Below are 20,925 nucleotides of genomic sequence, written 5' to 3' on the forward strand. Positions count from 1 at the left end.
GGCCCGGGGCGATGATCGTTCTGGTGGAGGGCCTACGGGTTAGACTCCCAAACGATACCATTCGGACGGCCGATGGGGCAATCCCGGGGGAAGGCCCACCGGCAATCAAGGCCCCCCTGAGGCCGTCTCGGGGAAGTCGCTCAGGCCGCCGGATCGGCCCCCCGCGTCCGGAAACCGGGACCGTCATCCGGGCGCCGGAAAGAATCGGCAGTGGCCCCTTGCCTTCCCCACGCCGGAGGAGATATAGTGTGGACGTCTCGCTCACGCGAGGCTCACAATTCGTCGATTGAGTCGTCGCCCAGGCGACCTCAAGACGCGGGAGTAGCTCAGGGGTAGAGCACCACGTTGCCAACGTGGTTGTCGTGGGTTCAAATCCCATCTCCCGCTCTTTTTTTTCGTTCCTGCACCAAGCACCGACCCCCGGGCTGGCGGCCGACGCTCGAGCACATCGGGTTGGACGGGGTATCCCGAGCTGCCCCAGCCCGATTGCTGTCTCTGCGGAAGGGATCGCCCTCGATGAGCACCGGGGAGAATGAGCGCGACGAGCCCCAGACCGACGACTCGGCGGCCACGGTCGCCGGCGACGAGGGCCCGTCCAGCGACGAAAAGCGGCGTCTGAATCTGGAGGTCCAGATCACCGACGCCGGCCCGTGCAAGAAGCACGTCAAGATCGTCGTTCCGCGCTCCGACATCGACCAGCAGTTCGAGGAATCGCTCGGCAACCTCCACAAGGAGGCGCTGATCCCGGGCTTTCGCCCCGGGCGTGCCCCCCGCGAGCTGATCCAGCGCCGCTACCGCAAGGAGCTGGCCGGGCAGGTGAAGTCGGCCCTCGTCATGGCCTGCATGGAGCAGCTCGACGAGGAGCACAAGCTCAACCCGATCAGCCAGCCAGACTTCGACTTCGAGGCCCTCGAGCTGCCCGAGGACGGCCCGCTTGAGATCCAGTTGGATGTCGAGGTCCAGCCCGACTTTGAAGTCCCCGAATACAAGAACCTGGTCGTCAAGCGCCCGGTCCGCAAGATCACCGACGCGGACGTCGACCAGCAATACCGCAGCTTCCTCGAGCGCTACGCCCAGCTCGTCCCCAAGCTGGAAGGCGGGGCCGAGGTGGGCGATTACGTGGTCGCCGATCTGACCTTCTCGCTCGACGGCAAGCCGCTGAATCTGGTCAACGAGGTTCAGTTCCGGCTCCAGAAGCAGCTTCGCTTCCAGGACGGGCTGGTCCCCGACATGGCCTCCGCCCTGACCGGGGCCCGGCCGGGGGAATCCCGGACGACCAAGGCACAGATCGGCTCCTCCTCCCCGGATCCCTCGCTCCGGGGTCGGGAGATCGACCTGACCATCCAGGTCCACGACCTGAAGACCCTCCGCCTTCCCGAAACCGACGCGGCGTTCTTCGAGGGGATCGGCTTCGACGACGAGCAGGACCTGAAGAACGCCCTGCGCTCGGTCCTCGAACGCCGGGTCGAGTTCCAGGCCCGGCAGGCGGTGCGCCGCCAGATCGTCGACCAGTTGATCGAGCGTGCCCCCTTCGAGCTGCCGGCCGACCTGGTCAAGCGGCAGGAACTCAGCACCCTCCGCCGGCTGGTCAACGAGATGCGGGAGGCCGGCTACACCGACTCGGAACTCCGGGCCCGGGAGGCCGAGATCCGGGCCAACGCCCACGAGGTCACCCTCCGGAACCTCAAGGAGTTCTTCCTGCTCTCGAAGATCGCCGAGCGCGAGCAGATCAAGGTCGAGGAGGACGACCTCGCCGAGGAGATCGAGCTGATCGCCATCCGGACCGACGAGACGCCGCGTCGGGTTCGATCGCGGCTGCAGAAGGAGGGCCAGATGGAGAACCTGGCCACCCAGATTCTCGAGCGCAAGGCGATCGACCGGATCCTGGACTACATCACCGTCGAGCTCGAGGAGGTCGCCACGCCGGAGGAGGAACCGGCGGCTGACACGCTCGACCAGACGGCCTCGGGCACCTCGGCCGGTGAGGAGGACGGCAGGGAGCCCCCGTCGACGTCATCCGAGCAGGAGTGATCCCGGGGGAGAGCCGTCGGCCGGTGCCCTCCCGCGGGGCGGAGGCCGACGGAGCCCCAGCGATGGCCGCCATCACGTCCGGGGATCGTGTCCCGACCGGTCCCCAACCGACCCGAGTCGGGCCGAGGACCCCTCGGCGCGGGGCCCTCGGCCCCTCGCCGATCTGGTTCGCGATCCGCCCGATGCGTCCCGAGGACCCGCTCCCATGATCTCCCCCCGCGCGCCCTTCGACGCCGATCCGCTCTCGCCGATTCTGCAGCGGAACCGCGACTACAACCGCCAGCGGCAGATGACCCTCAGCGATCTGCTGCTGGAGAATCGGATCATCTTCCTTGAAGGTCCGATCAACGACGGCATCGCCAATGTGACGGTGATGAAGTTCCTGTACCTGCAGTACGAGAACCGCTCGCAGGGCATCAGCTTCTACATCAACAGCCCCGGCGGCAGCGTCACGGCGACGATGGCGATTTACGACACCATGCAGTTCATCGACTGCCCGGTGGCGACCTATTGCATCGGCCTTGCCGCCTCGGGCGCCGCGGTCCTCCTGGCCGGGGGGACCAAGGGCAAGCGCTACGCCCTGCCGCACTCGAAGGTCATGATCCACCAGCCCTACGGGCAGGTCGGCGGCCAGATCTCCGACATCGAGATCCAGGCCCGGGAGATCCTCGATACCAAGCGCGAGATCAACGAGATCCTCGCCAAGCACACCGGCCAGCCCTTCGATCGCGTCGCTCGGGACACCGAACGCGACCGCTACCTCAAGGCCCTCGAGGCCAAGGACTACGGCATCGTCGACCACGTCGTCGGCCACATCCCGACCGACGAATCGAAGAAGGGCGAGCCGTCGAAGTAAGTCGGAGGGGACGCCCCCTCGTCTGCCTCCCCTTCCGACGCTCGCGACCAAGGAGCCCGAACGATGCCCCTGATCCCGATCGTGATCGAGCGTTCCGGCCGCGAAGAGCGGGCGATGGACATCTACTCCCGCCTGCTCCAAGACCGGATCATCATCCTGGGTACGGCCATCGACGACACGGTGGCCAACCTCATCGTCGCCCAGATGCTGGTCCTCGCGCACCAGGACGACAAGGCGGATATCCACCTCTACATCAACAGCCCCGGCGGCAGCGTTACCGCCGGCATGGCCATCTACGACACCATGCAGTACGTCCCCTGCGACGTGGCCACCTACTGCATGGGGCAGGCCGCCAGCATGGGGTCTCTGCTGCTCGCCGCCGGGGCCGCCGGCAAGCGGAACGCCCTGCCTCACGGCCGGATCATGATCCACCAGCCCCTGGCCGGCATGGAAGGCACGGCGACGGACATCGAGATCCACGCCCAGGAATTCTTCCGCATGAAGCGGCAGCTTAACGAGATCTACCAGAAGCACACGGGGCAGACCCTCGAACGCCTCGAGGCCGACACCGACCGCGACCGCTTCATGTCCGCCGCCGAGGCCAAGGAATACGGCCTCGTCGACAACGTCCTCGACCGGGAGCTCCCCATCCCCCGGAACCCCGAGGCCATCTGATCCGACCCCTCCTCGCCGGTTCCCCGTCGCTTCGCGACGCCCCGAGCCGGTCTTGTTCCGACGTCCCGGATCGCCCCGGCGCTCGGGGCCTCCGGGACGCTCCGTTCCATCGCTGCCGGGTCGATCCTCGCCGGCGGCCCCCCCCGACGGGTCATCCGGGCCGGCTCGGATCGGCCTGCGATCCCTGAATGACCGTCGTGGGCGGCTGCGCTGGCGATCGCTCGGCGGATCGCCAGCCGAGGGGGACGCCGACCGTCGCCGTCGCCAGCACGAACCACAACGCCGCCACCGGCCACCGGGGAGGCGATCGATCCTGCTCCAGGCGATCGCGGAGCGGGCCGGCCAGGGCCTCGATCAGCTCGTCCGCCCGGCGCCCGAACGCCTCGAGCTCGCAGGTGCGGAACATCGGGGAGCTCTTGAGTCGGAGCCCCCTCCCGACGGCGCGATCCTCGAACCCGAGGAGCGTCGGCGAGAACGCGCCGGGCAACTGGGCGAGGGCGTCCCGGACGGCGGCCTGCGCCCGGACGGGGTCGAGATTGTAGAGAATCAGCCGGCGTCGGGACGACCCGGCGAAGACGAGGGCGATCGTGGTTAGGAACGCGATCCAGGCCAGGTGGGGGGTGGACTCGGAGGATCGCGACAGCGCGCCGAGGAGGACCGAGCCCACAGGGCCATACCCCAGCAGGGCACCGAGGCCGAAGGCCAGGAACAGGTGATCGAGCGCCCCGGCCACGAGTCTCGGACGGCGGGAACAGGCCAGCAGCCCCTGCGCGGTGAGATAGGCCGCGAGGGGACCCAGGCTCAGGATCGGCGGGGCCATCGTCGACACGAAGGGGCACCCGAACTGGAGGACGAGGGGGACGAGTCGGCTCGGGGCTAACCGGCCTCCTCGTCGGAGGAGGAGGCGAGTTCGGCCAGGATCGGGGCGTTGGCCTCGGGGAAGCTCAGGTTGGGCAGGTCGGCGACGGGAGCCCAGATGAACCCCGAGCCGGCCTCGGGCTCGGCCCCAGGGTCGGCCGGCCTGGCGTCGAAGTAGTGGAGCTCGACCAGGCCGTGCGGATACCGATGGGTCACGACCCGCCGTCGCCGGCCAATCTCGACGAGAAGCCCGGTTTCCTCCCGGCATTCCCGGGCGGCGGCGGCCTCAGGGGATTCTCCCGGCTCACACTTGCCGCCGGGGAATTCCCAGAGGCCCGGCATGGGCGAGCCGGGCCGGGGAGGACGGCGCCGGATCAGGACGCGACCCCCTCGGGCGATCAGGCCGATCCCCACCCGGGTCGCTCCAGTCGCTCCGGCCATCGCCCTCGACGCCCTTCCGGGACCCTCGCCGCTCGGCTCACCCCTTGGCCTGGAGCGCCGCCTCCAGGGCCTGCCCGGGGGAGCCCATCACATTATAGCCGCAGTCGACGTGGAGGATCTCCCCGGTCACCCCGCTGGCCAGATCGGAAAGGAGGAACATGCCGGTCGAGCCGACCTCCTCCCGGGTGATGTTCCGCTTCATCGGGGAGATCGCCTCATACAGCCCGGCGAGCTTGTCGGAATCGCCGATCGCCGAGGCCGCCAGCGTCTTGACCGGCCCGGCGGAGAGGGCGTTGACCCGGATCTTCCGCGGGCCGAGGTCGAAGGCGAGGTACTTGACCGAGGCGTCGAGGGCCGCCTTGCAGACCCCCATCATGTTGTAGCCGGGCACGACCTTCTCGCCGCCATAGTAGGTCAGCGTGAGGATCGCCCCCCCCTCGGGCATCAGCTCCGAGGCAGACCGGGAGACGGCGACCAGCGAGTACACGCTGACATCCATCGCCAGCTTGAACCCGTCTCGGCTGGCCTTGACGAACGGGCACTTCAGGTCGTCCAGCGGGGCGAAGGCGATCGAGTGCAGCACGAAGTCGAGCGTGCCGAACGACTCCCTGGCGGCCGAGAAGGCGGCGGCGATGTCCTCGTCCTTCTGGACGTCGCAGGGAACCAGCAGCTTCGGGTTGATCGGGTCGACGACCCGCCGGACCCGGCGTTCCATTTTCTCACCCGGCAGGTGGGTGAACCCCAGCTCGGCTCCCTCGTCAACCAGCCTCCGGGCGATCGCCCAGGCGATGCTGTAGTCGTTGGCGACGCCCAGGATCAATCCCTTCTTTCCCGAGAACAGCCCCATCACCGGGTCCCTCCAAGGGTTCGGATCCGGCCCGGGGCCGGCGATCCTCGCGGTCGGCCTCGGCCCGAGGCGTCCCGCCGCTCGATCTGATCGGCCTCGTCCGGCCGGTCCGTCCACGCCGCGGCGCCGATCGCCCCGGACCTCGTCATGTCCGCAAGCATAACCCCTGGGCCCGGTTCGCTCAACGTGCCCCCGGGCCGTTCCGCCCATTCCCAATCCGGTCGAGGCGCAGGGCGGCCTCCTGGAGGTCCGCATCCAGGGCCGATCGGGCCCGATCCAGGGCGATCCGGGTCGCGGCGCCGACCGAGAGGCTCAGGCGTCTGGCCCTCGGATCGGTCCGACCGATCCCAATCGCCTCGAGCATCCGGAAGGCGGTTTGAACCTGAGGATCCCTGGCGAGGTCGCCGCCGGCGCCGGGGGGAAGCTCGGCGACCCGGGATTCCCCCCGACGCCAGGCAACCCGCTCCCAGCGCCCGGGACCGGTGCGGACCAGCAGGCTCGCCTCGACCGCGACCCGGTCGAATCCGGGGCTCAGCTCCAGTTGCGTGACGACGGCCCCGACACGCCCCGACCCCTCGATCCGAGCCAGCGCCAGCCGCATCGGATCGGTCGTCCCCGGTTCGCCGAGCAGGTTGCCGACCAGGCCGCCGACCGCCTGGGCCAAGCCCGCCGGATCGACCTCGATCGCCGGGCCGGAGTCGGGCAAGACCAGGCCGCCGAAGCGGACAAACCGCAGATCCGGGTCGATCAGGACCTCGGTTGAGGCCCGTCGGGCCAGCCAACGGCGATCGGACTCGACCGGGATCGGCAGCAGGTCGTCGATCGGGGCCGGGTCGATGGCGCTGAGGGCGAACCCCAGGGCCTGCAAGCCCTCCTGGAGCCGATCGACGGGCATCGTCTCGACCCCATCGAATCCGGCCCGCCAGCCCTGCCGGAGCATCCGGCGCCGATCCTCGGGCCGCTCCTCGACCCGAGCCACCTCCCGGCGGTCGATCGAGACGAGCATCAGCGGCGTCGGATCGGCCGGGAGGCCCGGGTCGAGGCGATCGAGCTCCGCATCGATCCAGGAGACGACCGGGTCGGCCGCTCCTCGAACCGGGACCCGATCGGCCCGCCAGCGCCGGAGCCGATCGAGCCGGTCTTCCCGAGCCCGGCGGAGGATTCGCTCCTCGAGGGCTTGCCACGAGGAGGCGAGCTCGGGGAGGTGCTCCTCCGCCCAATCGCGGCGGACGACCACCTCGATCCGGGTCGGCCGAGCGGGGAGCACCTGGCCGAGGAGAACCGAGCCGTCGCGCAAGACGACCCGATCGGCGGCCGATCCGGCCGTCTCCTCGACGTTCGCCCCCCCCTGGACGAGGAGGAGGGGGCTCGAGAGCAGGATCAGGATTGAGCCCAAAAGAGCCATTCCCATGAGGTCTCCCCCCGCCCGGACACCGGCCTCGGGTAGAATCTCCCTGCGACTCGACCGCATTGTACCGGGACGGAGGTGCGTGATGGCTCGGATTCGCTGGATCTCCGAGAACGAGGCGAGGGGGGAGCTGGCCGAGGCGTATGCCTCCTGGAAGGCGAGGAACCCGGGCCGGTCGGAGATCCCCGGGATCCTCAAGTGCTTCAGCCTTCGGCCGGACTTCTTCCGGGACGTGGTCGGGTTCTCCGATCGGCTCCACTTCTCCGAGGGGCACCTGACCCGCCGCCAGAAGGAGATGATCGCCACCTTTGTCTCCGCGTTGAACCAGTGCCCCTACTGAACGGGGTCGCACGCCTTCTTCCTGCAGTTGCAGGAACCCGACCCGAGCCTGCACGAGCACCTCTCCCGAGCCGACCTCGACGGCGCCCCGCTGTCCGAGGCCGAGCGGGAACTGCTCCGCCTGGTGGAGACGATCACCAGGCACGCCTACCGGATCACCGACGAGCAGGTCGACGCCCTGCGCTGCCTTGGCTGGACCGACGAGCAGCTCGCCGAGTGCGTCTACATCGCCGCCCTGTTCGCGTTCTTCAACCGGGTGGCCGATGCGTTCGGCCTGGACGACCCGAACTACTTCGCCGCTCCCCCTCCCCGGGGAGGGGAGCCGACCGAACCGGAGGGATCGGGTGAGTCGGCCTGATCGGGGGAGAACGGCCCCAGGCTTCGCCCCGCTGGGAGACCGCGCCCTGATGGCTCGGTTCGATCGGGAGGACGAAGCGGCGGCCTGGGCCGAAGCGATCCGGAGCCGTCGGTTGCCCGGCGTGCTCGACGCGGTCGCCTGCTTCGAGACGGTCGCCGTCTTCGCCGACCCCGACGCGGTCGATCCGGGGGCCCTGCCCGAGAGGCTGCTCGCGATTGCTTCCCCGATCGGCCAGGGGCCGATCGGCCCGAGGACGCACCGGGTGCCGGTCTTGTACGATGGGAAGGACCTGGACGAGGCCTCCCGAGCGCTTGGGATCGAGCCAGGGGACCTGGTGCGCCTTCACTGCGAGGCGGTGTTCGTCGTCCGGGCGATCGGGTTCCTGCCGGGCTTCCCGTACCTCGGCGGGCTCCCCGAGGCGCTGACCGGCCTCCCGAGGAGGCAGCCTCCCCGGACCCGGGTTCCCGCCGGATCGGTGGCGATCGCGGGGAGCCAGTCGTGCATCTACCCGGCCGAATCGCCCGGGGGCTGGCACCTCCTCGGCCGGACCCCCCTGGTCATCGCCGACCTCTCGAGCGGGTTCTTCCCAATGGTTGCCGGCGATCTCGTCCGCTTCGAGCCGATCGGCCCCGATCGGTTCGATGCCCTCCGGGGCCTTCGGCTCGGGGAGCCGGACCGCGGGGGGGATCTCATCCCGCTCCGGTGATCGGATGCCGCGACTCGGCCCGGTCGGGGCCAAGGCCAAAATCGAGGTGCGGAGGAGGCCGGTGCGATGATCCGGGAAATCGACCTGAACGCGGACCTCGGCGAAGGGTTTCCGGACGACGACGCGCTGCTCGACCGGGTCAGTTCGGCCTCCATTTGCTGCGGAGCCCACGCGGGGGGACCGGATGTGAGCCGCAGAGCGATCGAGGCGGCGCTTCGCAAGGGAGTGGCCGTGGGAGCCCACCCCGGCTTCCCCGACCGCGAGGGATTCGGCCGGAGGGAACGCCAGGCGAGCCCGGCCCAGGTGGAGGCGATCGTCCGGGAGCAGCTCGATCGCTTCGGGCAATGGGCCGCCGGACTCGGGGCGGAGGTCCAGTTCGTCAAGCCGCACGGGGCGCTGTACAACCAGGCGCAGCGGGATCGAGGGATCGCCTCGGGTCTGGTGGCGGCCGTCTCCGGCTTCGCTCCCCGGCGGCCGATCCTGGGACTGGCCGGGAGCGTGCTCGGCGAGGAGGCCAGGCGAGCCGGCCTCCGCTTCGTGGTCGAGGGCTTCGCCGATCGTCGGTATCGCCCGGACGGCTCGCTCGTCCCGAGATCGGAGCCCGGCGCCGTGATCGACGACCCGGAGGAGGCGGTGCGGCAGGTCCTGTCGCTGATCGGCCGGGGGCCGGAGACGATCTGCCTGCACGGCGACGACCCCGGAGCGCTTCGCCTGGCCGATCGGCTGCGGACGGCCCTGGCCGACGCCGGGGTGCTCGTCCGGAGCTTCGTCCGGGGGACGGGAGCGTGACCGAGCGGGACGAGCTGGCGACATCCGGCCTGACGGTCCTGCACCCCGGCGCCTGGACGACGGTCCAGGACCTCGGCCGATTGGGCCTTCGGTCCCGGGGGGTTCCCCCGGGAGGAGCGTTCGACTCGCAATCGCACGAGCTGGCCAACGCCCTCGCGGGGAACCCTCCGGGAGCGGCGACCCTGGAGCTTGTGCTCCTCGGCGGCAAGTTCCGGGCCGATGGCCCCCTGGCCGTCGCCCTGGCCGGGGCCCCGATGCCCGCCCGGGTCCTCTCCGGCTCGGGAAGCCGAACCGTCCTCCCCCCGATCGGGTTCGGGCTCCTCCCCGGCGACGTGCTCGAACTGGGCGGCCTCCCCTCCGGAGCAAGGACGTACCTGGCCGTCCGGGGAGGCTGGAGAACGCCGATCGTCTCGGGAAGCCGATCGTCGGAGCGGCCGCTCCGGGAAGGGGAGCGGATCCCCGCCCTGCCGAGTTCCTCCCCGATCCGGCGGCCACGCCCCTGCCTCCTCGCGATCCCCGGGCAGGAGGGCCTCCCGATCCGGATCATCGAGGGCCCCGATGCCGAGCTGCTGGTCGACCGGGACTGGCACCAAAACCCGTTCGTCGTCTCCTCCGAGAGCGACCGGATGGGCCTCCGGCTGGACGGGCCTCCGATCCAGGTCCGCACTCCTCCCGACCGGCCGTCGATCCCGGTCCTCCCGGGAGGAATCCAGGTTTCCGGAGGCCGCCCGATCCTCCTGGGAGTGGCCGCCGGCACCATGGGAGGCTACCCGCTCGTCGCGGTGGTCGCCTCGGCCGACCTCCCCCGCCTGGCCCAGGCGAGGCCAAGGGACGTGCTCCGGTTCGCTCCGATCTCCCTGGCGGAGGCCAGGCGCCTCGATCGGGAATCGAGACGCGCTCGGCGGGGGATCCTCCTCCGCCTTGAGGCCGCGGTCGGCGGGGCCGGCACCCTGGCCGATCCGGAGCGACGGCCCCCGGGGTCCGGTCCCTCGGCGGAAGGCGAGCCGTCCGACCGAAATCGACCTTGCCGGGGCAGGGAGGACGGGTAACCTATCGCCCGGCCCGTTCCGAGCGACCGGCCTCGGGTGGCCCCCACCCGACCGGCCTCGGCTCTCGGGCGAATCGTCCCGATCACCGGCAAGGATGCCACGATGTTCACGGTGGCCCCGATCTGGCGAGCCGCGGCGCTGATGCTGCCGATGGCGGCGTCGGCCGGCTGCGACTGGCTCCCGGTCCGTCGTCGCGTCGACCCGTCCCTCTACCCGGTGCCGAGCCGTCCCGACTCGGCCTACCTCCGGGGAGATCCGCCCGGCTTAACGACCGAGAGGGGACCGGAATCCGGGACGACGCTCGCCCAGCACGACGGCCATCGATCCCCCCCGCCCGGGACGCCTCCCCCGCTGATTCCCGTCGCTCCCGAGGAGGCGATCGGAACGCCCCCCCCAACCCCGCTACTCGACGCCGCGCTCGTCCGGGCCGAGGCCGTCCGATCGGCCGCGCTCGACGAAGCGCCGGAGTCCGGCCCCGACTCGGAGCCCGAGCCCCCCCCCGACCCGATCTCCCCCGGGTCGCTCCCCCTCGCCCAAGCCGTCGAGACGGGAGACACCGATGCGGTCCCGGACGAGAAGCCGGTCGAGCCGGATCCCCCGGTCCTGCCGCTGTCAACCCCTCCTCCGCCGCCGGAGCCGGCGCCCTCCCTTCCCCTCGACCTTCCCCCGGTCGAGCCGGAACCCGACACCGACCCGGACGTCGAGGAGGCCGGGCCGAGGCCGGATCCCCGGCCCATCGAACTGCCGCCGCTCGAGCCCACCCCTCCGCTGGACGCCGGGCCGGATGGCTCCGATCCACCCCCTCCCGAGCCGGAGCGGCTCGGGGCGGAGCCGTCGCCGTCGCCGCTTCGGCCGTCGGAGCACTGGCGGGCCGGCCTGCAAACCCTGCTGGCGCTGACCGAGGAGCAATCCCGGCGCGAGGGAGGCTCGGCCGAGCTCTGGGCCTCACGCAACCGGGTCCTCCACTGGCTCTCGGACGCCGAGAATGAGCCCAACCCCGCCAGCCTTTGGCAGACCGTCATGGAGCTGCTCTCGGAGCCCGGACCAGGAGCCGATCCCGCGGCGATCCTCCCGGCTCCGACCGAAGCGGCCGCCCCCGAAGAGGGCGCGACGCTCGACCTCCGGGTCTCGAAAGTCGCCTTCTGCCGGGAAGTCCTCGGCTTCGGCCAAATCGACCCGATCGACGCCAGCGATTGCCGAGCCGGCCAGGACGTGATCCTCTACTGCGAGCTGGAAGGGGTCCGGTATCGAAGCGACGGCGAAGGGCACCGCTCCCAGCTCTTCACCACACTTGAGATCATTCCCAGGGCGGAGGCCTCGGCGACCTGGCGAGAGGCCCGCACCGTGGACGACCATTGCGACCGCCCCCGTCGGGATTACTTCGTGGGCTATTGGCTCTCGCTCCCCGATTCGCTCCCCGTCGGGCGCTACGTCCTCCGCGTCTCGCAGCGCGACCTGACCTCGGGGGACGAGACGGTTTCGGAGTTGCCGTTCACCATCGTCGAGCGCGGCGGGTGATCCGATCCCCCGTCCCGGAGGGCGGCCCGAGTCATCGGACTGGTCCTCCCCTCCGGCCGCCATCAATTGTTCAACGGCTGGGTGCTGCGGAGATAGGCGAACAGATCGCGGACCTGCTGCGCGCTCAACGGTTCGAGTAAGCCGGCGGGCATGACCGACTGCGGAACCCTGGTCAGCTCCTCGATCTCGGCCCGGGGGAGGACCTCGTTGCGGCCGTCGGCCCCCCGGAGGACGACCACGCGGTCGTCGCGGTCGACGAGGAACCCCGTGACCACCCGACCATCGAGCAGGAGGGCGAGGTACGTCTCGTAGCCTTCCCGGACCTCGGCCGCCGGGTCGACCACGGCGGTGAGCATCGACCGGAGGTCGTCCCGCTGGTAGCTGGTGAGGTTCGGCCCGACGTCGCCGCCGTCGTCGAAGAGGGTGTGGCACTTGCCGCACGATTGGAGGAAGAGCTCCTTGCCGGTGTACGGGTTCCCGGTCCCGGAGCGGATCATCGCCTCGAACCGCTCGACCTCCCGGCGAAGTTGCTCGGCCGACGCTCCCCCCAGCTCTCCCCAGAGTTCCCGGGCCTTCGCGGCGAGGTCCTCGTCTCCCAGCAACACGACCTTCCGGCCCATCGTCTCGGGAACGAGGCGGCGGTCCACCCGACCGGAGGAGATCGCCTCGAGGAAGGCGTCGGCATACGAACGCCGGCCGACGAGGAGCTCCTGAGCGGCGTCCCGGGCCTCGTCCGGGAGGTCGTCGTGCAGGGAGATGGCGAGCTGGGCGATCTCGGGCTCGTCGAACGGCCGGAGGGAGGCCAGGGCCGCGGCCCGGAGGGCGTCGGGCCCCTCGGTCGAGGCCACCGCCTTCAGCGCCGGCAGCGCCCGGGGTTCGCGAACCTCGCCGAGGGTCCGGATCAGTTCCAGCCGGGAGGAGGGGTCGGCCGCCGGGTCGGTGACGATCGCAATCGCCTCGGCCACCGCCGGGGCGTCTCCCTGGCGGACTCGGAGCGGCAGGGAGCCGCCTCCCGAAGCGGCGATCGCCGTCACGAGCCGCTCGGGGAGAGCCGACAGCGCCCTCCCCTCGAAGGCCTCCTCGAAACCGGCCAGGAGCAGATCGACCACATCCCGGGAAGGGGCCCGTTCCAGCAGAAGGGCGCAGCGGATGAGGTCGGCCCGGGAGCCCGCTCGGGCGAACCGTTGCATCAGGCGGCCCAGGATCGCCTGTCGGACGATCGGCTCGGCCCAGATCCCCTCCTCCTCGAACAGGGCGAGCACCCGGTCGGGCTCCTCCCCGACCTTGGACTCGATCGCCCACCAGAGGAGCAGGGGAAGGTGGGGATCGGCCGCATCCTCATCTCGGCGGAGCAGCGCCCGGACGATCGGCAGGGCCTGAGGAGCCGGCAGGCGGCGGGCGGAGCTGGCCAGCTGGCTCCGGACGGAGACATACGGCTCCCGGGAGGCCAGGTCGGCCAGGGCGGCGGCGAATGCGTCGCTCACCTCGAAGTCGTCGCACATCAGGCGGACGGACCAGGATCGGACGTGGCGGTCGGGGTGGTCCAGCAGGGCGACCGCCGTCGGCTCGTCCAGCCCGCCGCAGAGGTTCAGGGCCCAGAGGGATTCGAGCGCCCGCTCGTCGGCCCGAAGGGCGAGCAGGTCCTCCCGGAGCCCGGGGATCAGCGACGGATCCTTCCGGTCTCCCAGCAGGCGAAGGGCCTCGCGGCGGAACCATCGGTTCGGGTGCTCGAGCAGGCCGAGCAAACGCTCCGACGACCAGGAGGACAGGTCGAACGGCGCCTTCGGACCGATCGCTCCGGGGAACGCTCCCGGCGCCGAGTCGGAGGCCCGGAGCCGATAGACTCGGCCGTTCGTCTTGTCCACCCGGCCGGCGTAGTGGCTGCTATGGTCGATCCGCTGCTCGTAGAAATCCGAGATGTACAGGGCCCCGTCGGGGCCGAGGGCGATGGCGACGGGGCGGAACCAGGGGTCCTCGGTCCTCATCGGGCGCTCCAGGTCCGCCGTCTTGAAGGTCGAGCCCTCGGGCATGACCTCGCTCAGGACCACCTGCCCCTGCAAGGGCTCGACGCCGAAGAGCTTCCCCGGGTAGGGCTCTGGAAACGCGCCCCCCTCGTAGAGCAGGAAGCTATGCGAGAACCGAGGGACGCTGTGATGGGCCATCGGTGGGAAATAGCCGAAGGCGTAGGGGTTCGACAGCGAGCCGTGCTTGGTGAAGCCCTTCTGGTAGTAACCGCCCTGGACGTAGTGGAATCCTCGGGTGTCGCCGCCGTTGTGTCCGGAGTAGACACGACCGACGGCGTCGATCTCCACGCCGAAGGTGTTGCCTCCTCCCTCGGCGAAGACCTCGTAGCGGCGAGTCTCGGGGTGGTATCGCCAGATGAGCTGCCCCATCGAGTGGACGATCGCCTCCTCCGGGTCTCCCGGACGCCGGATCCGACCGGTCACCGTGCTCCCCTGGGCGGCGTAGAGCCAGCCGTCGGGCCCCCAGGTGAGGCTGTTGGCGATGGAGTGGCTGTCCTCCAGGCCGAAGCCTTCGAGCAGAACCTCGGGATCGCCGTCGGGGACGTCGTCCTGGTCTCGGTCGGGGTAGAACAGCAGGTACGGCGGGTTGAGCACGAAGACGCCCCCCCGGCCCCTGGCGATCGAGGTGGCGAGGTTCAGGTCGTCGAGGAACACCGAGTGCGTCTCGAAGGTCCCATCGCCGTCTCGGTCCTCGTGGATCGAGACGCGGTCAATCCCGGGGGGGCCGTGGGGAGGAGGCTCCGGCGTCGTGTCATAGACCGTGCGGAGGAACTTGTCCCGGCTGACCGGGGTCAGGCCGGCGGGATCGGGGTACTGGCGATACTCGACGACCCACATCCGCCCCCGCTCGTCGAACGAAACCTGGAGCGGCTGGGCGATGACCGGATCGGCCAGGGCCAGGTCCACCGCCAGCCCCACCGACACCTGGAAGCGATCGAGGGCGACCTCCGGGGCCAGGGGGGGGGTGTCCCCCTGCCGGAGCCGAAGGTAGGCGTCCAGGTCGTCGAAGCGATCCAGGCGAGCGTAGGTCGCCCCCACGCTCGAAACCGGCCCGGCCGCCCACGACGGGTCGTCGCCGGCCCGGTATTCCCAGGGGCCTTCCATCTTGATCGCCTCGGCCCGGCCCTCGGCGTAGAGGGCGGGGGCGGCGACGGCGAAGTTGCTCCGGCCATCGTTGTAGTAGACCCGGACGGCGACCACGTTCGGCTCGCCGGGGCGGATGACCCCGTCGGGAATGGGGAAACGCCCCTGCTCGCCCAGCCCGCTGCGGAACCTCGGGGGGAAGGAGCCCGCGGCGCCGACCTGGACGCCATTGACGAAGGCGGCCCGAGCGTCGTCAACCGGCTCGACGAACAGGGCCAGCGGCTCGCCGGCCCAATCGGCCGGGACCTCCACGGCGCAGCGATACCAGGCGAAGCCGTCCCGGCCGGAACTCGACCCCTCGGCCGGCCGGATCCGGGGCGGTTCCTTCCAGGTCTCCGGAATCGGCACCTCGCGCCAGGCCTCGTCCTCCGGGTTCGCAAGGCGAGGAGCCGCCCAGGACAGGCCGAGGCCGAGGCCGATCGAACCGGCCAGGAACGCCATCCCCCCGATCATTCCGAGTCGCCTGCTCATCGCTGTCCCAACCCCAGGGCTCGCCTTGCGATCTCGACCCAGCTCGGGGAGGGCCGATCGGCCCTCCCGGAACCTTTCGGTCGAGGGTAGGGGATGGGGGCGGCCGAGGGAAGGGGCCGGTCGTCCCGGCCCGGAGCGGCACTCCTCTCAGGAGCCGGGCCGTCGGCGACAGGCCAAGCCCAGCGCCGCTCCCAGGCCGACCGCTCCCCAGAGGACCAGCGATCCGGGCTCCGGAATCGGCACCTGGGGACTGGTCGGCGGGTTCGGCACGGGCTGCGGCCCTCCCCCGACGTCGATCGGCGGGAGGATCGGCTCGCCGGGCACCTGGACCGGCGGCAGCGGGATCGGCGTCTGGTTGCGGACGATCCGGTCCCGCTCCAGGATCGGGCCGATCAGCGGGTGGAACCGGTCGAACCGAGCGGGGTTGAGGCTCCGCCGCCACCGGAGGTAGTCGGCCGTGACGGAGTCGGGGATCCGCCCGCTCTCGTCGGCGGCAAGCAGGATGTCCAGGAACTGGGGGCGAGGCACCCGGATGTTCCCCTGGCCCAGGGCCCGAGCGAGCATCGCCTCCTGGCGGCGGAAGGCCTCGGAGTCGAGGATCGCCTCGCGGTTCAACTGGGTCGCCCGCAGCCCAGCGGCGGCCGCCTCGGCCCGGAGGGTCCCGGCATCCGGCTGCAAGAGATTCCGCAGTGTGACGTTACGCTCGACCGTCGCCTGGAGGCGGTCCCGCATCGGGCCGGCCCCGGCGGGGCAGGGAGCCAGCCAGGCCGCGAGCAGCAAGGCCGCGGCCGGCACCAGCCGGACTCGAAGGGAGAGGGGCCTTCGCCTCCCTCCCGGGATACCAATCGCTTCCATGGGAGACCCACCCGTTCCGCTCCGGCCATCCGACGATCGGCGGGGAATGATGCCAGATTCCCGCTCCGGCACAACCGGAATATCGGAGGGCGCCCCGACCGGCTTGAAACGATGGGGCGGATTGTCGCGATTTCCTGACCCCTCCGCTCACCACTGTCAAGGTCGGTTTTCTCTTCCCACGGACCGTTGGCTCGGACGCTCTCCGGATCGGCCCCGAGCCCTCTCCGGGGCCTGCTCCCTCCTGCCGATTGATTGCAATGGCCCGAGCCGGGCGGGTATGGTGGGGCCGGGTTCCGGGCCGGGCTTCGATCCGAGATCGGCCCCCCCCGATCGATCGGCCGCCGGGGCGACCGCCCCCCGGCTCGATCGCGACGGGACGACCCGATGCCACCCCGCTGACGCCCCTCCGAGGTGACACGATGACGACGGCCGCCGCCCCCGCCTTGACCGTCCCCACACACACTCAGATGTACATCGACGGCCGTTGGTGCGACGCCGCCGATGGCGGCCGGCTGGCGGTCATCAACCCGGCCGACGAATCCACACTGGCCGAGGTCGCCTTCGGCGGCCGGGCCGACGCCGAACGCGCCATCGACGCCGCCGCCCGGGCCCTCCCCTCCTGGCGGGCCAAGACCGCCTACGAGCGCGCCGAGGTCCTGAAGACCACCGCCGAGCTGCTCCGCCAGCGCGCCGACGGCATCGCCCGCGCCCTCACGCTGGAGCAGGGCAAGCCCCTGCCCGAGGCCCGCGCCGAGGTCCTGCACACCGCCGCCACCTTCGAGTGGTTCGCCGAGGAAGGGAAGCGCGCCTACGGCCGGGTCATCCCGCCCTCGGCCCCGAACAAACGGCACCTTGCCATCACCCACCCGGTCGGCGTCGTCGGCACCATCACCCCCTGGAACTTCCCCTCCGCCCTCCCGAGCCGGAAGATCGCCCCGGCCCTGGCGGTCGGATGCACCGTGGTCAGCCGACCGGCCGACCAGACGCCGCTGACCCTCATCGCCATCTTCGAGTGCCTGGAAGACGCCGGATGCCCCCCCGGCGTGGCGAACCTGGTGATGGGAGACGCCCCTGGCATCGCCGACGCCTACTTCTCCCGCCCCGAGATCGGCAAGGTGAGCTTCACCGGCTCGACCCGAGTCGGCAAGGAGTTGATCCGGAAGTCGGCCGACGGCGTGAAGCGGCTCAGCCTGGAGCTGGGCGGGCACGCCCCGCTGATCGTCTTCGAGGACGCCGACGTCGAGCAGGTCGCCAAGGCCGCCGTGATCGGCAAATTCCGCAACAACGGCCAGGTCTGCGTCTCCCCCTCCCGCTTCTTCGTCCACGAGAAGCTCGCCGCGCGGTTCACCGAGGCGGCCGTCGAGGAAACCAAGCGGCTGAAGCTCGGCCCGGGGTGGGAGGAGGGGGTCGCCATCGGCCCCATGTTCGCCCAGCAGGGCCTGGACAAGACCATGGCGCTGATCGAGGACGCGAAGTCCCGAGGCGCCTCGATCCTGGCCGGCGGAGGGCGGCCGACCCGCTTCGAGAAGGGCTACTTCTTCGAGCCGACCGTCCTGCGCAACGTCGACGGCTCGATGCGGCTGATGACCGAGGAGCCCTTCTCCCCCATCATGCCGTTGATCGACTTCTCCCAGGTGGATGAGGTGATCCAGGCCGCCAACAACACCCCCTACGGCCTCGCCGCCTACATCTTCACCAACGACCTGACCATCGCCACTCGGATGGCCGAAGGGCTGGAGGCCGGCATCATCGGCGTCAACGACCCGGTCCCCGCCACTCCCCAGTGCCCCTTCGGCGGGATGAAGCAGTCGGGGCTGGGTCGGGAGCTGGGTACCGAGGGGCTCGAGGCGTACCTGGAGACGAAGTTCGTCTCGATCGGCCTCCGAGGCTGATCCGACCGTCGTCGGCCGGGAGCGGCCGGACTCTCCCGCCGCCGCTCCCGGCCCGATCCCGACATCCGGGAGCCGTCCCCTTGAGCGCCTCGACCGCCCCCAACTCGGCCCCCCCCGCACACCGACCGCCGACGAGCTGATCGCAATCGCCAAGCCGGTGTGGTCGTCTGGATCAGCGACCCCGACTTCCGGACGATCCAGCTCCACCAGCCCGGCCAGGATCCGCTGAGGCACGCTCTTCGGCAGGAGCTCTCAGGCGATCCCGACCGGCCGGGATTCCTGGAACCGACCGCCCGCTTCTTCGAAGTCGTCGGAGCGCGGGGCGAGTGTTCCTCAGCGCTCGGGACGAGAGAGGCGATGGAGGAGAATCCCGGCCGCGACCGAGACGTTCAGCGACTCGGCCCCCGGCCGCATCGGGATCGTGACGCGATCGTCGCAGCGGAGGACCCAGCAGGGGTCGAGGCCGTGGGCCTCGGACCCCATGACGATCGCCAGGCGAGCGGGCCGCTCGAAGCGATCGACCGGCTCGGCGTCCGGGTCGGTGACGGTCGCGACGAGCCGGAACCCGAAGTCGCGCCGGAGCCGATCGAGCCGATCGCCGAGATCGGCGCAGGGGATCACCGGCAGGTCGAGCGCCGTCCCCATCGAGACCCGCAGCACGCGACGGGAAAACGGATCGGGGCACGACGGGCCGACCAGCACCGCGGCGACCCCGAAGACATCGGCCGTCCGGACGATCGTGCCGAGGTTCTCCGGGTTGTGCACGACGGGGCAGACCACCAGGGTCAGCTCGCCCCGCTCCCGAGCCACGATCTGCTCCAGGTCGGCCGGGGGGAGCCGATGCCCGGCGGCCAGAGCCCCCTGATGGAAGTTGTAGCCGACCAGGCCCGAGATCCGGGCGTGCTCGACGACGAAGCAGGGGATCCCCTCGGGGATCTTCGGGGCGATGCGCTCGGCGTGGCGGTCGGAGAGCAGGACCGATTGCGTCGGGTACCGGCTGGCGAGCAGGCGATCGACCAGCTTCTCCCCCTCGACCACGAAGATCGGGAGGGATCTCGTCTCATTCGTCGCCTTCAGATGGCGATAGACGGCAAGCCGGGGGTCGTCCAGGTCGTCGATGCGAATCAACGGCATGGGGGAATCCGAAGGCTCGACGCTGGTCCCGAGGCGACCCCGGCCCGGACGACGACCGGCAGCGGGAGCAGGGTGAGGGGCCATCGCATCCGCACGGGGAAGGCTTCCATCGGATCGTACCGCCAGGCAGTCGCGGAGTCAGTGGCTCGCGTCCTTCTTCCACCAGTCAGGCCCGTCGCCAAGGACCGAGGCGTTCAGCCGGATGAGCCGCTCGGTCATCTCCCGGAAGCGTTCGGGATGCGACTCGGAGAGGTCGGTCGTCTCCCCGGGGTCCTCAGCGAGGTTGAACAGCAGGAACCGGGTCAGGTCGACGTTGCCGACGACCTTCCAGTCCCCTTCCCGCATGGCGACCCGGCTGTCCGGGCTGGAAATGTGCGTGCGCCAGAACATCGGCACCGACCGCTCGATCGGCTCCCCGGAGAAGGCGGGGACCATGCTGGCGCCATCGATGACGCGGTCGTCGGGCAGGGGGATGCCGACAACGTCGCAGATGGTTGCGAAGATGTCGGAACCGATCACCGGCACGTCGCTCACCGTTCCCGGCGCGATCGTTCCCGGCCAGCGGACGATCATCGGGACGCGGATGCCCCCCTCGAAGTCGTCCCGCTTGCGCCCCCGGAGCCCGCCGGTCGAGCCCCGGGTCCGGTCCCGCTGGGAGCCGGGATGCTCGGGATCCCCCGCGCCCGTCCCCTCGGGGCCGTTGTCGGAGGTGAAAAGAACGATTGTCGAGTCGGCGAGTCCCTGCCGGTCGAGCTCGGCCATGAGCCGGCCGAAGGCGTGATCCAACTGCGAGACGTTCCCGTGGTGCTGGAGCACGCCCGGCTCGTCGGTCTGGTCCTCGTAGAGGGCCTGGAATTCGGGGGCCGTCTCGATCGGCAGGTGCGGCTCGTGGGTCCAGACCTGGAGGTAGAAGGGGGCGTCCTTGCTCCGGAGGTCGCGCAGCCACCGGATCGCCTCGCCGACGACCAGGGACGACGAGTACCCCTCGAGCGGCCCGACCGGCTCTCCGTTCCGGACGAAGTTGGTCGGGTCCTTGTGGCTCGGGGCCGCGTTGTTCTGGGTGGCGAACCAGTGGTCGAAGCCGTGGTCGTCGGGCTGGGGTTGGTCGGGCGCATTGAACCGGCCGTTGAGGTGCCACTTGCCCACGTGGCAGGTCTCGAAGCCAAGCGCCTTCAGCAGCTCCGGCGTGGTGATCTCGCTGGTGCGGAGGTGGACCTCGTGCCCCTCGGGGATCCATCGATAGACGCCGTTGCGATACGGCGTCCTCCCGGTCAGGATCGCCGACCGAGAGGGAGAGCAGACGCCATTGGCCGCATACGCCTGGATGAACCGGACCCCCTGCGAGGCGAAGCGGTCAAGGTGAGGCGTCTGGATCACCGGGTGGCCATAGCACCCGAGGTCTCCCCAGCCGAGGTCATCGGCGAGGAAGACGACGACGTTGGGGGGCCGACCCTCATCGCCGGCGCGAACCGCCGACAGCATCGCGAGCAGGATGACAACCGGGGCGGCGGTCGCGGAGCCAATGCTCATG

Annotated in this window: 18 protein-coding genes and 1 tRNA gene; 11 read left to right on the forward strand and 8 right to left on the reverse strand. The window is 70.6% G+C overall.

What is annotated here, in order from left to right; translation table 11 throughout:
* Positions 1-315: 315 nt before the first annotated feature.
* The 4 genes from TsocGM_RS16920 to TsocGM_RS16935 all read left to right on the forward strand — a co-directional run bounded on the left by TsocGM_RS16920 (position 316) and on the right by TsocGM_RS16935 (position 3,562).
* A tRNA-Gly gene (locus tag TsocGM_RS16920) sits at positions 316-387 on the forward strand.
* 129 nt (positions 388-516) lie between these two features.
* A complete protein-coding gene (gene tig / locus TsocGM_RS16925) occupies positions 517-2,031 on the forward strand; it encodes a trigger factor (protein ID WP_126726647.1) in 1,515 nt (504 codons plus the stop codon).
* A 205-nt stretch (positions 2,032-2,236) separates the two neighbouring features.
* Positions 2,237-2,887 (forward strand): ClpP family protease, encoded by a 651-nt coding sequence (locus tag TsocGM_RS16930; protein ID WP_126726648.1) that lies wholly within the window; start codon positions 2,237-2,239, stop codon positions 2,885-2,887.
* Between the two features lie 63 nt (positions 2,888-2,950).
* Complete coding sequence (locus TsocGM_RS16935) at positions 2,951-3,562, forward strand: ATP-dependent Clp protease proteolytic subunit (protein ID WP_126726649.1); 612 nt, start codon at positions 2,951-2,953, stop codon at positions 3,560-3,562.
* Positions 3,563-3,713: 151 nt separating this feature from the next.
* On the opposite strand, the gene TsocGM_RS16940 is transcribed toward TsocGM_RS16935, so the two are convergent.
* From TsocGM_RS16940 to TsocGM_RS26115, 4 genes are all read right to left on the reverse strand, one after another.
* Entirely contained in the window at positions 3,714-4,391 is a 678-nt protein-coding gene (locus tag TsocGM_RS16940) for a hypothetical protein (RefSeq protein WP_126726650.1), read from the reverse strand.
* 47 nt (positions 4,392-4,438) lie between these two features.
* Positions 4,439-4,861 (reverse strand): (deoxy)nucleoside triphosphate pyrophosphohydrolase, encoded by a 423-nt coding sequence (locus TsocGM_RS16945; RefSeq protein ID WP_126726651.1) that lies wholly within the window; start codon positions 4,859-4,861, stop codon positions 4,439-4,441.
* A 37-nt stretch (positions 4,862-4,898) separates the two neighbouring features.
* Positions 4,899-5,708: an enoyl-ACP reductase FabI gene (locus TsocGM_RS16950; RefSeq protein ID WP_126726652.1), complete on the reverse strand. Its 810-nt coding sequence runs from the start codon at positions 5,706-5,708 to the stop codon at positions 4,899-4,901.
* A 181-nt stretch (positions 5,709-5,889) separates the two neighbouring features.
* Complete coding sequence (locus TsocGM_RS26115; RefSeq protein WP_158633598.1) at positions 5,890-7,113, reverse strand: hypothetical protein; 1,224 nt, start codon at positions 7,111-7,113, stop codon at positions 5,890-5,892.
* Positions 7,114-7,201: 88 nt separating this feature from the next.
* Between TsocGM_RS26115 and TsocGM_RS26120 the strand changes: the two genes are divergently transcribed.
* The 6 genes from TsocGM_RS26120 (at position 7,202) to TsocGM_RS16985 (ending at position 11,875) form a co-directional block, all read left to right on the forward strand.
* The gene (locus tag TsocGM_RS26120; RefSeq protein WP_158633599.1) at positions 7,202-7,456 is read left to right on the forward strand and encodes a carboxymuconolactone decarboxylase family protein; all 255 of its coding nucleotides are present in this window, start codon (positions 7,202-7,204) and stop codon (positions 7,454-7,456) included.
* 27 nt (positions 7,457-7,483) lie between these two features.
* Positions 7,484-7,813 (forward strand): carboxymuconolactone decarboxylase family protein, encoded by a 330-nt coding sequence (locus tag TsocGM_RS16965; RefSeq protein WP_126726655.1) that lies wholly within the window; start codon positions 7,484-7,486, stop codon positions 7,811-7,813.
* Positions 7,800-8,519, forward strand: coding sequence for a 5-oxoprolinase subunit B family protein (locus TsocGM_RS16970; RefSeq protein ID WP_233578979.1), 720 nt, complete (start codon positions 7,800-7,802; stop codon positions 8,517-8,519). Before TsocGM_RS16965 ends, TsocGM_RS16970 begins: the two co-directional genes overlap by 14 nt.
* Before the next feature lie 66 nt (positions 8,520-8,585).
* A complete protein-coding gene (locus TsocGM_RS16975; protein WP_126726657.1) occupies positions 8,586-9,308 on the forward strand; it encodes a 5-oxoprolinase subunit PxpA in 723 nt (240 codons plus the stop codon).
* Entirely contained in the window at positions 9,305-10,357 is a 1,053-nt protein-coding gene (locus TsocGM_RS16980; protein WP_158633600.1) for a 5-oxoprolinase subunit C family protein, read from the forward strand. Before TsocGM_RS16975 ends, TsocGM_RS16980 begins: the two co-directional genes overlap by 4 nt.
* Positions 10,358-10,459: 102 nt before the next feature.
* Positions 10,460-11,875 carry a hypothetical protein gene (locus TsocGM_RS16985; protein ID WP_126726658.1) on the forward strand — a complete coding sequence of 472 codons (1,416 nt, stop codon included), beginning with the start codon at positions 10,460-10,462 and terminating at the stop codon, positions 11,873-11,875.
* 62 nt (positions 11,876-11,937) lie between these two features.
* Here TsocGM_RS16985 and TsocGM_RS16990 read toward each other — a convergent pair whose 3' ends face one another.
* Positions 11,938-15,513 carry a PVC-type heme-binding CxxCH protein gene (locus TsocGM_RS16990; protein WP_126726659.1) on the reverse strand — a complete coding sequence of 1,192 codons (3,576 nt, stop codon included), beginning with the start codon at positions 15,511-15,513 and terminating at the stop codon, positions 11,938-11,940.
* 147 nt (positions 15,514-15,660) lie between these two features.
* The gene (locus TsocGM_RS16995) at positions 15,661-16,308 is read right to left on the reverse strand and encodes a hypothetical protein (RefSeq protein ID WP_126726660.1); all 648 of its coding nucleotides are present in this window, start codon (positions 16,306-16,308) and stop codon (positions 15,661-15,663) included.
* A gap of 479 nt (positions 16,309-16,787) precedes the next feature.
* Between TsocGM_RS16995 and TsocGM_RS17000 the strand changes: the two genes are divergently transcribed.
* The gene (locus TsocGM_RS17000; RefSeq protein WP_233578980.1) at positions 16,788-18,260 is read left to right on the forward strand and encodes an NAD-dependent succinate-semialdehyde dehydrogenase; all 1,473 of its coding nucleotides are present in this window, start codon (positions 16,788-16,790) and stop codon (positions 18,258-18,260) included.
* Positions 18,261-18,593: 333 nt separating this feature from the next.
* Here TsocGM_RS17000 and TsocGM_RS17005 read toward each other — a convergent pair whose 3' ends face one another.
* The gene (locus TsocGM_RS17005; protein WP_126726661.1) at positions 18,594-19,394 is read right to left on the reverse strand and encodes a TrmH family RNA methyltransferase; all 801 of its coding nucleotides are present in this window, start codon (positions 19,392-19,394) and stop codon (positions 18,594-18,596) included.
* Positions 19,395-19,532: 138 nt separating this feature from the next.
* A complete protein-coding gene (locus TsocGM_RS17010; RefSeq protein ID WP_126726662.1) occupies positions 19,533-20,924 on the reverse strand; it encodes a sulfatase in 1,392 nt (463 codons plus the stop codon).
* Between the last annotated feature and the right edge of the window lies 1 nt (position 20,925).

The sequence above is a fragment of the Tautonia sociabilis genome (assembly GCF_003977685.1).
Taxonomy (GTDB): Bacteria; Planctomycetota; Planctomycetia; order Isosphaerales; family Isosphaeraceae; genus Tautonia; species Tautonia sociabilis.

Coding starts and splice junctions, on each gene's coding strand:
- TsocGM_RS16930 (WP_126726648.1), top strand. CDS start 2,237: ATGATCTCCCCCCGCGCGCCCTTCGACGCCGATCCGCTCTCGCCGATT.
- tig (WP_126726647.1), top strand. CDS start 517: ATGAGCACCGGGGAGAATGAGCGCGACGAGCCCCAGACCGACGACTCG.
- TsocGM_RS16935 (WP_126726649.1), top strand. CDS start 2,951: ATGCCCCTGATCCCGATCGTGATCGAGCGTTCCGGCCGCGAAGAGCGG.
- TsocGM_RS26120 (WP_158633599.1), top strand. CDS start 7,202: ATGGCTCGGATTCGCTGGATCTCCGAGAACGAGGCGAGGGGGGAGCTG.
- TsocGM_RS16945 (WP_126726651.1), bottom strand. CDS start 4,861: ATGGCCGGAGCGACTGGAGCGACCCGGGTGGGGATCGGCCTGATCGCC.
- TsocGM_RS17010 (WP_126726662.1), bottom strand. CDS start 20,924: ATGAGCATTGGCTCCGCGACCGCCGCCCCGGTTGTCATCCTGCTCGCG.
- TsocGM_RS26115 (WP_158633598.1), bottom strand. CDS start 7,113: ATGGCTCTTTTGGGCTCAATCCTGATCCTGCTCTCGAGCCCCCTCCTC.
- TsocGM_RS17005 (WP_126726661.1), bottom strand. CDS start 19,394: ATGCCGTTGATTCGCATCGACGACCTGGACGACCCCCGGCTTGCCGTC.
- TsocGM_RS16950 (WP_126726652.1), bottom strand. CDS start 5,708: ATGGGGCTGTTCTCGGGAAAGAAGGGATTGATCCTGGGCGTCGCCAAC.
- TsocGM_RS16990 (WP_126726659.1), bottom strand. CDS start 15,513: ATGAGCAGGCGACTCGGAATGATCGGGGGGATGGCGTTCCTGGCCGGT.
- TsocGM_RS17000 (WP_233578980.1), top strand. CDS start 16,788: ATGACGACGGCCGCCGCCCCCGCCTTGACCGTCCCCACACACACTCAG.
- TsocGM_RS16985 (WP_126726658.1), top strand. CDS start 10,460: ATGTTCACGGTGGCCCCGATCTGGCGAGCCGCGGCGCTGATGCTGCCG.
- TsocGM_RS16975 (WP_126726657.1), top strand. CDS start 8,586: ATGATCCGGGAAATCGACCTGAACGCGGACCTCGGCGAAGGGTTTCCG.